The sequence below is a fragment of the Leptolyngbya sp. 7M genome, from assembly GCF_018128485.1.
On record NZ_CP070897.1, the window covers coordinates 6219695 to 6232599 of the forward strand.

At 48.6% G+C, this 12905-nt stretch carries 13 protein-coding genes and 1 pseudogene; 5 read left to right on the forward strand and 9 right to left on the reverse strand.

Annotation, left to right across the window (positions count from 1 at the left end):
* Nucleotides 1–502 precede the first annotated feature (502 nt).
* Both JVX88_RS33170 and JVX88_RS33175 read right to left on the reverse strand, forming a co-directional pair.
* Nucleotides 503–979: a hypothetical protein gene (locus tag JVX88_RS33170; protein ID WP_211622859.1), complete on the reverse strand. Its 477-nt coding sequence runs from the start codon at nucleotides 977–979 to the stop codon at nucleotides 503–505.
* On the reverse strand, nucleotides 957–1247 hold the full coding sequence (locus JVX88_RS33175) for a GNAT family N-acetyltransferase (RefSeq protein ID WP_211622861.1): 291 nt from the start codon (nucleotides 1245–1247) through the stop codon (nucleotides 957–959). The genes JVX88_RS33170 and JVX88_RS33175 overlap by 23 nt, the downstream gene beginning before the upstream one ends.
* A 43-nt stretch (nucleotides 1248–1290) precedes the next feature.
* Here JVX88_RS33175 and JVX88_RS33180 point away from each other — a divergent pair, with 43 nt between their 5' ends.
* Both JVX88_RS33180 and JVX88_RS33185 read left to right on the forward strand, forming a co-directional pair.
* A complete protein-coding gene (locus tag JVX88_RS33180) occupies nucleotides 1291–2343 on the forward strand; it encodes a beta-galactosidase (protein WP_211622863.1) in 1053 nt (350 codons plus the stop codon).
* A gap of 50 nt (nucleotides 2344–2393) precedes the next feature.
* The gene (locus JVX88_RS33185; protein ID WP_211622865.1) at nucleotides 2394–3401 is read left to right on the forward strand and encodes an NAD-dependent epimerase/dehydratase family protein; all 1008 of its coding nucleotides are present in this window, start codon (nucleotides 2394–2396) and stop codon (nucleotides 3399–3401) included.
* On the opposite strand, the gene JVX88_RS33190 is transcribed toward JVX88_RS33185, so the two are convergent.
* The 3 genes from JVX88_RS33190 to JVX88_RS43535 form a co-directional block, all read right to left on the reverse strand.
* Entirely contained in the window at nucleotides 3394–3756 is a 363-nt protein-coding gene (locus JVX88_RS33190; protein ID WP_211622867.1) for a hypothetical protein, read from the reverse strand. The two genes, JVX88_RS33185 and JVX88_RS33190, sit on opposite strands and share 8 nt — an antisense overlap.
* Before the next feature lie 152 nt (nucleotides 3757–3908).
* On the reverse strand, nucleotides 3909–4715 hold the full coding sequence (locus JVX88_RS33195; protein ID WP_211622869.1) for a M28 family metallopeptidase: 807 nt from the start codon (nucleotides 4713–4715) through the stop codon (nucleotides 3909–3911).
* A 1028-nt stretch (nucleotides 4716–5743) separates the two neighbouring features.
* The gene (locus tag JVX88_RS43535; protein ID WP_211622871.1) at nucleotides 5744–7312 is read right to left on the reverse strand and encodes a hypothetical protein; all 1569 of its coding nucleotides are present in this window, start codon (nucleotides 7310–7312) and stop codon (nucleotides 5744–5746) included.
* Here JVX88_RS43535 and JVX88_RS33205 point away from each other — a divergent pair.
* The gene (locus tag JVX88_RS33205) at nucleotides 7301–8083 is read left to right on the forward strand and encodes a Sll0314/Alr1548 family TPR repeat-containing protein (RefSeq protein WP_315875372.1); all 783 of its coding nucleotides are present in this window, start codon (nucleotides 7301–7303) and stop codon (nucleotides 8081–8083) included. The genes JVX88_RS43535 and JVX88_RS33205 overlap by 12 nt on opposite strands.
* Nucleotides 8084–8278: 195 nt before the next feature.
* Here the strand turns inward: JVX88_RS33205 and JVX88_RS33210 are convergent, their stop codons facing one another.
* The gene (locus JVX88_RS33210; protein ID WP_211622874.1) at nucleotides 8279–8488 is read right to left on the reverse strand and encodes a hypothetical protein; all 210 of its coding nucleotides are present in this window, start codon (nucleotides 8486–8488) and stop codon (nucleotides 8279–8281) included.
* Nucleotides 8489–8856: 368 nt separating this feature from the next.
* Nucleotides 8857–9339 carry a Fur family transcriptional regulator gene (locus JVX88_RS33215; protein ID WP_317134529.1) on the reverse strand — a complete coding sequence of 161 codons (483 nt, stop codon included), beginning with the start codon at nucleotides 9337–9339 and terminating at the stop codon, nucleotides 8857–8859.
* Nucleotides 9340–9761: 422 nt separating this feature from the next.
* Here JVX88_RS33215 and JVX88_RS33220 point away from each other — a divergent pair.
* Nucleotides 9762–10085 (forward strand): annotated as a pseudogene (locus JVX88_RS33220) (ATP-binding protein); the annotation flags it as partial.
* Between the two features lie 701 nt (nucleotides 10086–10786).
* On the forward strand, nucleotides 10787–11179 hold the full coding sequence (locus JVX88_RS44690) for a TylF/MycF/NovP-related O-methyltransferase (RefSeq protein WP_410503813.1): 393 nt from the start codon (nucleotides 10787–10789) through the stop codon (nucleotides 11177–11179).
* A gap of 454 nt (nucleotides 11180–11633) precedes the next feature.
* On the opposite strand, the gene JVX88_RS33230 is transcribed toward JVX88_RS44690, so the two are convergent.
* Nucleotides 11634–12272, reverse strand: coding sequence for a SirB1 family protein (locus tag JVX88_RS33230; protein ID WP_211628998.1), 639 nt, complete (start codon nucleotides 12270–12272; stop codon nucleotides 11634–11636).
* Nucleotides 12236–12826: a thioredoxin domain-containing protein gene (locus JVX88_RS33235; RefSeq protein WP_211622878.1), complete on the reverse strand. Its 591-nt coding sequence runs from the start codon at nucleotides 12824–12826 to the stop codon at nucleotides 12236–12238. The genes JVX88_RS33230 and JVX88_RS33235 overlap by 37 nt, the downstream gene beginning before the upstream one ends.
* Between the last annotated feature and the right edge of the window lie 79 nt (nucleotides 12827–12905).

The window sequence follows — 12905 nt, forward strand, 5'->3', positions numbered from 1 at the left end:
GGTTGAAGTCACAAAAATTGGATCAATTTTTGCCTATCTTCAGCAATATACCTTACTTTTTGAATCAGCGGGATAACACTTTCAGCCAGAAATCTGGCTTCACATAGTGACATCCTCCCAGCGCTGTACGCCTACGGCGGGGCGAAGTCCTATGCAAGCCATACAGTGCAGGCTTCCCACCTCATGGATAGAAGTCCATCTACCCCGGTATCTTGGGAAGTTCCCGGCTCTTTGGGTGCCAGTTAGATAGTTGAATTGCTTCCTCATCTCCTGACGAAAGACTTTTCAACAGCGACGGCTGACTTCCACAAAAACATATCGTGGACAGTCCGGATATCTCACTGAAACAATTGAGATTGAATTGAGATTAAATTTCAAACCATCTTATAAGAGCAAAGCATTTACCCAATAGCCTAGAACACAAGTAGACAGATTGATCAGCAAATGCTGGGCGCAAAGTACCGCTACGCGACCACCCCCACTGAATCACATCAACCAACGTTCAAACTAATTCTTGGGTGACGACGCGACGAATAATTTCGGTTACTTCAGCAGCCATGCGAGCGTCGATTTGGCGAGCTTCGGCATTGGCATCACCTGCTGCTTGTGCTCCTAATAATGCCATGCTGATGGTCCGCAGAATGCCCGGCTTATCTTTGCGGCGGGGGCGTTTGTCGATGAACTGAAAGAAAGCCACATAGCTGAGTTCAGTGCGATTGCGCGACTCACTGCGACCAAACCCCAGCTTCGAGATAATCACGGGCGCTTCGATAGCAGATGCCAGTCCCAAGGTTTCAATCGCCACGTCAATATAACGTGCCGGATCGGTGCCCATTGCCCGCACAATCGTTTCCAAACTGTTCCACTGGGCGCTGGGAATTCGCGTAGCAGCCGGCAAATGCAGATGCCATCCCAACATGGCCACCATGCGTGTCAGGTCGTACGTGGAAACAAAATTATTGCCCGCGAGCGGATTCATCGACCACGAGTCCTAAGATCACTACCTGAGTTGGTCCAATCAACAGGGGGCATCGCTGCCCGTGAATCCAACCCACCACACGGTGATTCTGCTCAGCTACGTAAACCTGATGGTCGGGATGGGACAAAGCAGTGACTAAATGCTGCTGCATCTGCTGAACTGTGACGGTGTAACCGAGTTGGATGCAGAGCTGCGACAAAGATTCAGCATCCGCTAAACTGGCTACCCGCAGCATTATTGGCGTAGATTGGGAAAACTCCGGTTTCATTTACTCGTCTCATGATTTGATTCATGACTATAGCAGTCCTTCTATGGCTTCGTTTTTCCAGGTCCTCAACCCCAGACATTTGCTGCGTCAGTTGGCCATACCACTACTGTTGCAGTCTGGTCCACTCCCTTCCCGTATTAAACTTCCGGCTGGTCAAACGTTGACCTGGGGCACCACGTTTAGCCAATTGCAGTGCCGCTATTTGGGCATCGATTATCGAGATGCCTTCCGGCAAATTTGCGACTTAGGCTTTAAGCAAATTCGCTTATGCAGCTACTGGAACGAAATTGAACCCCAGCAAAATCAGTATGACTTTACAACCCTCGATTGGCTGCTGGAAGAAAGTGAAAAACGCGGGATTGAGGTGATTTTAGCCGTCGGGATGAAAGTTCCACGCTGGCCAGAATTTCACTTTCCAGCATGGTTGAATGAACGCTTTGATACAGGCCCAGGTGAAATTGCGCTTGACCAACGCAGCCCAGTCATAGCCGAACATACGATCCGCTTTGTGGATGCGGTGGTGAATCACATACGTCATGCTAGTGCGATTCGATATTGGCAGATCGAGAACGAGCCGTTTACCCGCTTAGAGATTACCGGAGGACGGTTTCTCAGTTCCGAATTCGTCAGGCAAGAAGTGGAGCTGGTTCGATCGTTGGCCCTGCCCCAGCACAAAATTCTGCTTACGGGTTCGATCTCGCTGCCCTTAGCCAATGCGGTTGAAGACGAAGTAGCGTTTCAGGATTGCCTCAGTCTGGCCAATGCAGTTGGAATCAATGTCTACAGCAAAGTGCCAATCGGACAAAGCCAGTATTACTTGGAACCCCAGCCGCCCTTTTGGCAAACCCTGCAAACTTGGCAGTCCCAGATTGTTGCGCGGGGCAAAGCAGCTTGGATCGCGGAAGCACAGGCCGAACCCTGGGAACCAAATCAACTCGTCGCCCTCCAGGGTATGCACCATCCCAGTTCTTCAGAGCGTCCCTTTAGTTTTTCTCCAGGTTTCAGAAGCACTGCCCATGCCCTCGTTGATTGTTTCCTCGACTGTCCAGGTCGCAACTCTGCTGACCCCGCTAGCAATTCCGCTGACAATTGCTGATCGCTTTGCTTAATCCCATTTATTCCCTGTGCTACCAAGTTCGATCACCTATGGAACTTACTGGTAAAACCATTCTGATTACTGGCATCAATGGCCTGATTGGTCGCCGAGCTGCTGAATTAGCGATGCAGCGCGGTATGTATGTGCGAGGACTAGACATTATACCCGTCCAGTTAGATGCCGAGGTGATCACGGGTAGCGTCACTGACCCCATTGCTGCGGAAAAAGCCTGTCGCGGTGCGGATATTGTGCTGCATACAGCGGCGATTGTCTGGGAGGAAGGGGACATGAACGAGTTTTTGCATGTGAACGTCGGGGGAACAATCAACATGGCAAAAACCGCTAAAGATATGGGAGTGAGGTGCTTTGTCAATTTATCTAGCGTTATGGTGTATGGCTACACCTATCCAGATCATGTCACCGAAGCTGGTCCCTTCTATCAAGGCAATAATCCCTACTGCAAAACTAAATTAGAGGCCGAAAAGCAGGTAATGGCGCTGAATTCGCCGCCTCGGTTTGGTGTAATTAATATCCGTCCAAGTGATGTGTATGGCCCCCGCTCGCTGGTTTGGGTGGTGCGCCCACTGCACACGATGAAGCAGCGCAAGTTTTTTTTGATCGATGGCGGACGCAATGTGATGAACCATCTCTATGTCGATAATTTGATCGACGCAATTTTTTTGGCCATCGAACAGGAAGCCTATGGCGAAACCTTCAATATCACCGATGGTTGCGAAACCACGTGGCGCGAATATGCCACTCAATTAGCGCAAATTGGCGGACTGCCCCATTCGCTGCCTTCCCTGCCCAGTTTTCTGATCAAATCTCTGGTCAAGTTGAAGCTAGCTGACGACAGCATCACGCCAGCCCTGATCAATACCATGACTCGACCTCATGCCTATTCAATCGAGAAAGCCCGCACCCAGCTCGGCTATCAGCCTAAGATTAGTCTCGATGAGGGTATGCAGCGCACAGCAGAGTGGTTACAAACCGAAAATATCTTTACTTCTACCTGGAGCAACAAGCTGAGGAATTTTGCGCATTCGGTTTCTAAATAATAATTTCAAAATCTTGACTGCAAAATCTTGACTGCAAAACCCTTGATTTCAAAAACCTATGGAACTCCAAGGCAAAATGCAGGACGATCTCAACGACCTCAAGGTTTTCCGTCCGCGCTATGGCGGCGTGTGCAAATTCGTGAATGAAGATCGAGATGAAGAAAATTAGGGTTACGGAAAGTCCCACGGCGAGTGCTCCCGGAAAACCGATCTCGCCCGAAATTTGCATTGTGCTTGCTGCGATGAGTAGCGTCATTATGCCGATAACAAAGAACCATCGATAATCTGCCCGTACCGGGACACCGGAAACACGCCCTAACACAACCTGCCGCCTTAACGCATTGAAGCCTTGCATTTTACCTATTTGATGCAAAAATAGCAGAAAAAAGCCAGAGAATCCCAGAGATCACTTGAGAGCAAAGGAAAACGGCGGTCGAACGAGAGGGTTTATATAAACCTACCAGTCCGACGGTCCGTTAAAGGGCCAAATCATTATAGGTTGGAAGATCAGCGCTGTCTTAATTCAGCAGGCAGCTCTTTATCAACCTTTGGACGCTCGTTCGCCTCTGCCAGCTTCCACATTGTCATAAAGATCGTCCTAGTTATCTTTTCCATCTTTGCATAATCGATCTTATCTGCATGGTCGCCCGGCTGATGATAATCTTCATGGACACCCGTGAACCAGAAAACGATCGGGATGCCATTCTGTGCGTAATGGAAATGGTCGGAGCGGAAGAAGAAGCGATTTGGATCCTTCGGATCGTCGTACTTATAGTTGTAATCCATTTTCAGATAGGCACTATTAGTACCCTTGGCAATTGCAGCCAAACCAGAACTCATCATCTCCGAGCCGATCATATAGACCTCATTCGGCCCGCTAAGTTCATCATTACACGGACGGCCCGGACGATCGCACGGTATATGATTGTTAGGATCCTTGCTTCGCCCGATCATATCAATGTTCAATTGAGCCACCACGTTCTTGATATCGACCGTAGGGAATTTGTTGAAATATTCAGCCCCGAGAAGTCCTTTTTCTTCTGCCGCATGCCACACGAGCAATACTGAGCGCTTCGGCCGAATTTTGGACTTAGCAAGTGCCTCAGCGATCGCCAGAACTGCGACCGTTCCGGACCCATCATCGTCCGCTCCGTTATAGATCTTATCGTCACCAGGAGTGTTTGGATTGACGCCGACATGGTCATAATGAGCTCCGACCGCCACCATCTCTTTCTTGAGCACGGGGTCGCGACCTTCCCAAAGCGCGACTACATTCTGTGTCCATTTTTGTTCGCTCTTGGTCTTTGTGGTCAAGCTGGCTGATTTCCCTGTCCTAAATCTGCGCATCTAATTGCTCTATCTCTACCCCAGTCTCCGTGTTTAGTTTCGCTGGTTATTTTCACTATATTCGTATATGCAAATTTGCTGATTGAGTTGAATAATTGCAAAGGCGACCAACTATAAGAAGCAACTGATTAGAATAACAAATTGTTCGCGTTAATTAATCAAATCAACCCGTTAAACTGGTTTAGGCAAGCCTTATCTCAATTCCGTCTTCTAGATTACTAATTCTCGCAATCTCTTATAAAAAATTTGTATAACGCAAAAATAGAAATCAATAACTTCAAGCCATCTTTTGTTAAACCGCTAGCAAATTTGAAAGATATCGGAACTAGGCTACTTCAAGCCACTAGATTGTCAGGTCTGTCAACCGCAAGATCTGTGATAACTAGGTTCGTTTTCTAGGAAAGCTATACAAATTATCAAAGCAATCTTGGCAAAAAATTCTGAGCAAGTTTTTAGTAAATTGAACGGCGTCAAAGCCTTGTAAATCAAGGATTGCAGCAGCTCTTGAGCCTTCTCTAATCAATTGCCTTTCAAGCTAACTGACTTGACGACAATCCAAGGATCAGTTAAACATTAATCTCGATTGTTTTTGTTGCAGCTATCATCCTGCTACAGGTTGATTTGCTAGATTTCTATGGGGTTAGAAAAACCGCTAATCCCAAGGCTGGGATCAAGTGGGTGCAATCTTTTTCGATTCTTTAAAGGTCAAGTCTTGAATTTTCTGACAACTGGTGTAAGCTTGTTTAAGTCAAAAAAGCAGGGTAATCTTACCTAGTCCGACCTTAATGATTGTGATCTTGATCTCTGTTCCTAGTGACTAGAGTCACTGACTGGGCTCAAGTAAACTCAAAGTTCGATTTGGTTCCAGGATAGTTAAGCGCTGCTCTTTAGGAGGTTATTCTTTTGAAGCGAGCATTTCTGCGGAAGGTTAAGCCCGTTTCCTGCTCACTCTGTGTCACTCACGCTGATGTCAATCATGCCGGTGCAAGCCACGTTCAAGCAGGAGATTCTGAGGAGGCTCCATCAGGGGTGAAACGTCGAGCACGTACCTCTGCTGCCATGGTTGGTCTGGCATTGTCGATGGGTGCAACCAGTCTGCTGGTTCCTCGCCAAGGGGATAATGCACAGGCAGCCGAGTCCAAGATTCCAGAGGCGACTCCTTCCTCAGTCTCCCAGATGGCAGCTGCCCCTGCGTTGGATACTGGACTAACTGTCTCTCCAGCGGTGGGTGAAACCATTGAGCCGGCTTCGTCTAGGTTGTGTTGAGTAATGGCGATCAATGCTAGTCCGCCTTTGATATAAACAATTGCTCGCTGCCATTCAATGGTTTCGGCATTCTGTAAGGCTTGTTGATAAAATTGTTTGGCTTGCTCGTAGTCTTGATCATGTAAACAGAGTTGGGCTTTGTAGTAATCGATGTTGAGCCATTGATCCAAGTGGGTAGTGGGCTGGTCAAACTGGTGTAGTAAGTGTTCGCCTTGGTTAAGCCAGTCCCAAGCTTGCTCAAACTGTTGATTTTGAATATATAGAGCTGCTAGATGAATGCATAGATCGGTCTGGAAGTCCCAGTTGCAGTGGGATTGGGATAGCTCCCAGGCGCGCTGAGCAAAGGCAATCGCTTGTTGCGTCTGCTCTGGCTGGTTGAACAGATAGAGGGTGCGGCTGGCGTGGTAGAGGGCGTCGGCCATTGTAGGCCAATCGGTGTGTTGTGTCGCGGTTTCCATCAGCCAATCCATCCAGGCAGTGCGTTCATGCCAATGACCGTAATTTTGGGTGTAGCCCTTCAGGCATTGCCAGAGCTGCTTAAACTCTGGATAGCGATTGTGGTCTTTACACCATTCCATCACTTCGCGAATCGTGTCCCATTCTGGTTCCAGAGAAGCATATCCCTGCCAGTCGCGCCAGTTCTGTTGACTGTAGGGCTGCAAGAAGTTGAGGTACCAAGCGATCCACCGTTCCCGGGCTGTTTGTTCAAATTCGGGATTCATTTCTAGTTCAGCTCTCATGTAGGTTTTTGTCAGTGGATGCAAATCATATCGGCCTTGGTGAGATTCTGTCAGCGAGAGTCGATCCAATGTTTCTAAATTTTGGTGCGTAATGTTCATATCTGCTGCTCCAAACGCAATCTGATGGAGTGCCTCCAGAGAAGCTGATTCTGGGAATAGGGCTAAAACCATCAGCACGGCATAGGCTGGTTTAGACTTCAGAGATTGGACGATCTCGGCAAAACAATACTGAATCAGGTCATGTTCTGGTGTAGTTAGCTTCGTAGAGAATGGCTTTACCGTTAAATCATAAACTGCAATTTGACTAATGATATAGACCATTGCCAGCGGCAGACCACCAGCTTTTTGATGAATGATTTGGGCTTGGCTGGGGGTGAGGTCTACGCCTTTCTCTTGGGCATAGTGCTGCATCAAGGCGAGGCTATCTTCTAGTGATAAATAGCTCAGCTCAATTGCAGTCCCTAATCCCAAGCGGGTACGACTGGTCAGGATCGGACTAATAATCCCCACCAAATCGGCGATCAAACCGAACAAGCCTTCCGGGCGCTGTTTGAGCAAGGAAATTATCAACAGGCAGCAGAGTTACTGCGCACAGCCGAACCGAATGAACCGTTGGCCTACGCTATGAAGGCAGCTTTAGCCTATATCGACGAAGATTGGGACACAATGGGACAAAATGCCCGCCTGACGCGGGAGTCTGCCGAGCAACTCATGGCGACCGATCCGCTGCGCGGCCATCTGTATGTAGCAGCAGGTCAGTTTCTAGAGGGTGCTCACACGTTGTCCACTCAAGGAGCAGTACGAGCTACTCCAGCCATCCTGAGCAAATTGCAGCAAATTTTCGACAGTTTGAAAGAAGCGGAAAAAATTGACCCCCAGGATCCGGAGCTAAACCTGCTGAAAGGCTATATGGATTTGATGCTGGCCGTTAATTTGCCATTCTCTAACCCAGAGCAGGCGATTGAACGACTGCAAAACTATGCGGCTCCTCCCTACCTAGCCCAACGCGGCATTGCAATTGCCTATCGGGATCTGGACAAACCCGATCAGGCCCTAGCCGCAGTCAATAGCGCGTTGCAGCAAACCCCCAATAACCCGGAACTGCTTTACCTCAAAGCTCAAATTCTCAGAAAACAAGGCAACACTCAGGAAAGCCTGCGCTTCTTCCGTCAAGCCCTAGCCAAGCAGTCTCAGCTTCCTCAGAACCTGGCTTACCAAATTGCCTGGGAACAATGCCGAACTATTAACCAGGTGCGCAATCGAGAGCGCGACTGCTCCGAAGTAGCTCAACGACGAGTCGAACAACCCAACAGCCAAGGCGAGGAGTAACCGGGAGGCCATCGGCAATCTAACCAATTAAGCCACGAGAAGTGCAACTATCCTGGCCACTATCAGTAATCTGCTAAGGCCATTAAGACCATTGGGTTTTCTTAATCCGCTTAAGTTGACCTGCTGAATCAAAAGAGGACAAAAAATGAGGGCGATCGTTTGGATCGCCCTCAACTCAAATTTGACGTTCAGAACTCACCAAAGTGCAGGGACACTGCGAGGTGGGGTTGCGGGGGGCGCGACGGGACTAGGAGGCGTCGTGGTTTGACTAGGGGCTGGTGTGACAGGTGTTGTGTCGAGGTTTGCACCAGGAAGTGGCTGTAGCGGGATCGGTTGACCGCTAGGAATGAAGTTAGGCAACACCTCTCGGGGACGATTGGTAGCCGCGATGCAGGTTGTCATCATTTCAGTGGTTGAAATCGATACAGGGACTGCTCGTCAGGAGTGTCGAACGCATTAGAAGGATTGATTTGTCCTCTCACCATAGACTCCGCTTGGCTATACACATTGGCCGAAAGAAATCAGGAAACACCTTCTGACCATTTGCTTTCTGACCGTCTGGATAGTCAAGCTTACTCGCAAATCCCAAATCTGCATCAAAAAATTCGTTGCCAGAAAAATAGGTTTAAAGTAGTCCTTTTTACCAAAACGTCGCCCAAAAAACGCAAAGACGCACTCGTGGCGCGTCTCTACTCACAGCTCAACATAAAGCTTAATATTTAAACTAAAAAAGCACAGCGTTTAACTAAGCTAACGACTTAATGGCTCAAAGCCTAAGAGGCCGCTTCAGATAGCCGATGACCGTAGAAGTTAATCGAGTAGCTGGTGATTTTCACACCCGTCTGTTGCTCAATCTGCTGCAGCAAATCGGTTGGCAACTCCACATGGATATCCATGATCTGATTAGTGTCCAAACAGTTGACGTGGCTGTGGGGATCACTGATGTTGCCGTAAAGCCGACCGTCAGCCCGCTCAATACATTCGATCACACCTTGGGCCGAGAGGGCTTCCAAATTCTGATAAACCGAGGTATGGCCAATCTCCTTGCCCTGCTGGTTGAGCCGGTCATAGATCTCACGTGCCGAGAGATGCTCTTTTTCTTGCCAAAGCAATTCCAGGATGAAGCGACGTTGCTTACTCAGACGCATCCCCAGCGACTGACAGTACTCCAGCGCGTCCTCTAGCGAGCGAATTGGTTTTCTTGTAGCAGCTTCGGTTTGCATTGCTGCTGTCCTCATGGATTCAAACGTAGTCACAGATTTAACCTACTTCCTATTTTAGTAAGGACATCGAATAAAGTGTTTTGCTAATCACATGGTTTGTTAAAGCCAATGCTCTAGAGCCGGGGACCACTCGCCACTGAGTTTCCATATTTAGGGCTTGGTAGGTGGCTTTGCTGCAAAATTCAGCGCTATTCAGGCACTACATATTCTAAACCCAGCCTAAAACAAACTCACTACAACTTTAACTTAGATGTTTTTCAGATGTCTACTTTCGGCAGATGTTCTGCCTTGTTCGATCCAAGCACGCCGACCTAAATTAAATAGCAATTGATTGAGTTTGAACGGGGTGCAGGGGTTCCACCCCTGTGTGGGGGCGAAGCCCCCAACCCCCTTGTTCACAACCTATTTATGAACGCTGTAGCAGCGGTTGCTGATAGAGAAGCTGCTTTGTCAATTTACTGGACAATGCCATCAAATACACACCGGCCAATGGAAAAATCAATGTAGCTATTCTGCACCGCACCACCCAGAAAGTACAGGTCAGCATTTGCGATACGGGACCAGGAATTCCTAGCGATAATCAGCAGCATATTTTTGGGGATCGCTTCCGGCTCCAGCGGGATCAGGCTATGGAAGGCTATGGCATTGGCTTAGCGCTCTGTAAACGCATCGTCCAAGCCCACTACGGCCAGATCTGGGTGGATTCTGAACCGAATCACGGCAGTTGCTTCCACTTCACCCTGCCGGTCTACCATTCACTACAAGCACTGAAAAGCTGATTTAATAATCGGTAGTCCTAAGAATTGTTTTTGATGCTGCTGCCGAACTATAAATTAGTAATGAAATATAACTGTATCTGCAGATTTCCCGACACATATTCGAAAATTGGCAGGAGAGCCATTGATTGCGCAGCAAGTCGTTACAAAGAAACCAATGATGGCACGGTAGGTTGTTACTGCCTATGAAATTCCGCAGACAGATTCTGCACATAGGATCAATGCGCCAATTTTGAGTTGCTAATTCGGTAACTAGTTGGTAACTAGATAATGGGCTGAAGGTATACCGCTTTCAGCTCGCTTTGTTTTAATTTTCAGTCTCCCTTCTGTTTGTAGCTACACATGTCGAGATTAATTCTCAAGAGACATAGTTGGAGACGTAATTTATGACAGTCAGTACTAATAACAAAAATCAGTCAAACTATAGCTATTCTCTAGTTCGGATAGCAAAGTTGTTGGGCTTGAAGCCAATCGCCAATTTTTCTATAAGCCTGATGCCACAAGCAATGCAAAGCGCTGTGAGGCGGTTTTTAGCTCGCTACTACCTCGATGAAGAATGGGACAGCATGGCCCTCTTGGTGCCTGTTAAAGCCTTAAAGCAAAAACAGCGGGAAGCGTTGCTGTATTTAAGAACCACGGTAGGTTTGGAAACAATTGGAGATTATCTAGAGTTTGGTGTATTCAATGGAACGTCTTTGGGCTGTATGTTCCAGGTATTGCAGGAGTTTGGCTTAAACCAAGTTCGGCTGTTTGGTTTTGATTCGTTTGAAGGACTACCGGAAACAGATGCCGAAGAAGATATTGGGGTCTGGGATGCCGGCGGATTTAAGTGCCACATTGAAGTCACAAAAGAAAGATTGGCTCGGCTCGGCATCGACTGGAATCGTACTTTCCTGATCAAAGGCTGGTTCAGTGACACTCTCAAGCCGATCGGCTTGCTCCACATCAGCAGTCACGCCCTCGATCAACTGCACGGCCTCATGGGTGCTCCTGGCAATGCTCCAGAGCCAATAAGGAATCAGCTTTTTAAGCAGCTGCACCTTTTCAGGCTGCAAGCCTGCCGTCTGGTCCGATGGTGCGTCAGCAGGTGCTGCTGAGTTCCACGGAGTTTGGCTGAACTGAAGCAAAACCTCTTGAGCTTCGGAGGACACATAGGGCAGCAGCGTTTCTGGAGTATCCGTGGCCTGATTGTTGGTTGAACGCAACTGGGCAATTCGTTTCACGAGCCGCTGCATGGCGGCCAATTGGGCAGGAACCATCGGAGATGCCAGTTCTGACAGGGTATCAGACCACTTCAGCATGATTTGATCAAGACGAGGCGACCAGGTTGAATCTGGAGTTGAACCCGAAGATACCACTGCGCGTCCTGCTTCAGCCGAATCGAGCAGCGAGCCATCAGTCGCAGAGAGGGGAAGCAAATTGACCATCACCGTTTTAGGGATACAGAGCTGAGGCAAGATGTAGTGTCTTTATAGCTCAGTTTTGCTGTTTTGTCCCTAGATGTATTAAAACTTCGCTGCTCAGCTGCTCTAGTTGCTCTAATGGATAATGCTACTCAGCGCTTTCGTTGTCCTGCATGCGTTGCAATAGACTTCGGATCAAGCCAGCGTCGGGTGCGAGTGGCTCTTCAGCTAAGTAGGTCTCTAGTTCGCGACAGGCTTCCGGCCACCGGCCCAATTGGTAGTAGAGCAAGCCCCGATCTCGGCGGTCGGTGATCGAATCTGGAAACAGCAACAGGATTCGGTCAATCGCTGCCAGCGCCTTTTGAAGCTTGCCCTTAGATAGGTAAATTGCCTTCAGGTTGCCCAACATCCGCGCCAAAAACTGCTGGGGGTTAATCGCGGGCAACTGTTCTGGTTGCATCTGCATCGGACGGCTAAAAATCTGGCTTAATCGGTCTTGGCAATCTTCAGCAAATAACACCTCACCCTGATGGAACGGATCGACAAAAATCTGCATCCCTTCCCCCACTGGGCGAATCAAAAAATGACCAGGCATATTGATCCCTACCATTGGGAAGTCGATGCGGGCGGCAATCTCCAGATAGAGCAACGATAGCGTAATTGGGATGCCAGTCCGCCGGTCAATCACTTGATTCAGATAGCTATTGCGTGGGTCATAGTATTGATCCGTATTGCCGCGAAACTTGAGGTCTACAAACAGGTATTGGTTGATTGTTTGAGCGGAAATCCCTCCATCCCCTCGGAGATGGGTGCCAACACCCGTTCGGCCTCACCTAGTTCATCCAGACTGATCAAAAAACTGGCGCTAAAAACGGCGATAGCCGCATTGTCAGGATACTGCTGGCGCAGTTGGGCCAGTTGCTCCTTGGCGGCGGGAATATTGCCCTCGGCAATCTGCTGCTGTACGGGTTCGAGGCTAAGTTCGAGTTCCGACTTGCTGCCCAACTGAGCATAGAAAGCGCTGAGCTGGGTGACAAAATCCTTCAGTTGGGGTTCGGGTAAAACGCCGACGAAGCCGCTGTACATCTTGCCCTGCATCACCACCCGCACATCCGGCACGCCTTCTACCCGGTAGGTGTTGGCTAGATCGGGGCTGCGATCAATATCTACTTTAGCCAGCACGACATCATGTTCCTGCACCAACTTTTCCAACATTGGCTTCAAGAGCTGACAGGGACCGCACCACTGGGCAAAGAAATCCACCAAAACCGGCTTCTCAAACGATTTTTCTGCCACCTCGGCCATAAAGTTTTCACTGTTGACATCGACTGAAGTTCCCATTTGAGCGGCTCCCACTAGGCTGCTAATTGCTTTAAGAGTTAATGATTAAAGACTGAATTAAAGGCGAATCGAATTGCTG

Coding starts and splice junctions, on each gene's coding strand:
- JVX88_RS44690 (WP_410503813.1), top strand. CDS start 10,787: ATGTTCCAGGTATTGCAGGAGTTTGGCTTAAACCAAGTTCGGCTGTTT.
- JVX88_RS33170 (WP_211622859.1), bottom strand. CDS start 979: ATGAATCCGCTCGCGGGCAATAATTTTGTTTCCACGTACGACCTGACA.
- JVX88_RS33175 (WP_211622861.1), bottom strand. CDS start 1,247: ATGAAACCGGAGTTTTCCCAATCTACGCCAATAATGCTGCGGGTAGCC.
- JVX88_RS33180 (WP_211622863.1), top strand. CDS start 1,291: ATGGCTTCGTTTTTCCAGGTCCTCAACCCCAGACATTTGCTGCGTCAG.
- JVX88_RS33235 (WP_211622878.1), bottom strand. CDS start 12,826: ATGGGAACTTCAGTCGATGTCAACAGTGAAAACTTTATGGCCGAGGTG.
- JVX88_RS33210 (WP_211622874.1), bottom strand. CDS start 8,488: ATGATGACAACCTGCATCGCGGCTACCAATCGTCCCCGAGAGGTGTTG.
- JVX88_RS33190 (WP_211622867.1), bottom strand. CDS start 3,756: ATGCAAGGCTTCAATGCGTTAAGGCGGCAGGTTGTGTTAGGGCGTGTT.
- JVX88_RS33185 (WP_211622865.1), top strand. CDS start 2,394: ATGGAACTTACTGGTAAAACCATTCTGATTACTGGCATCAATGGCCTG.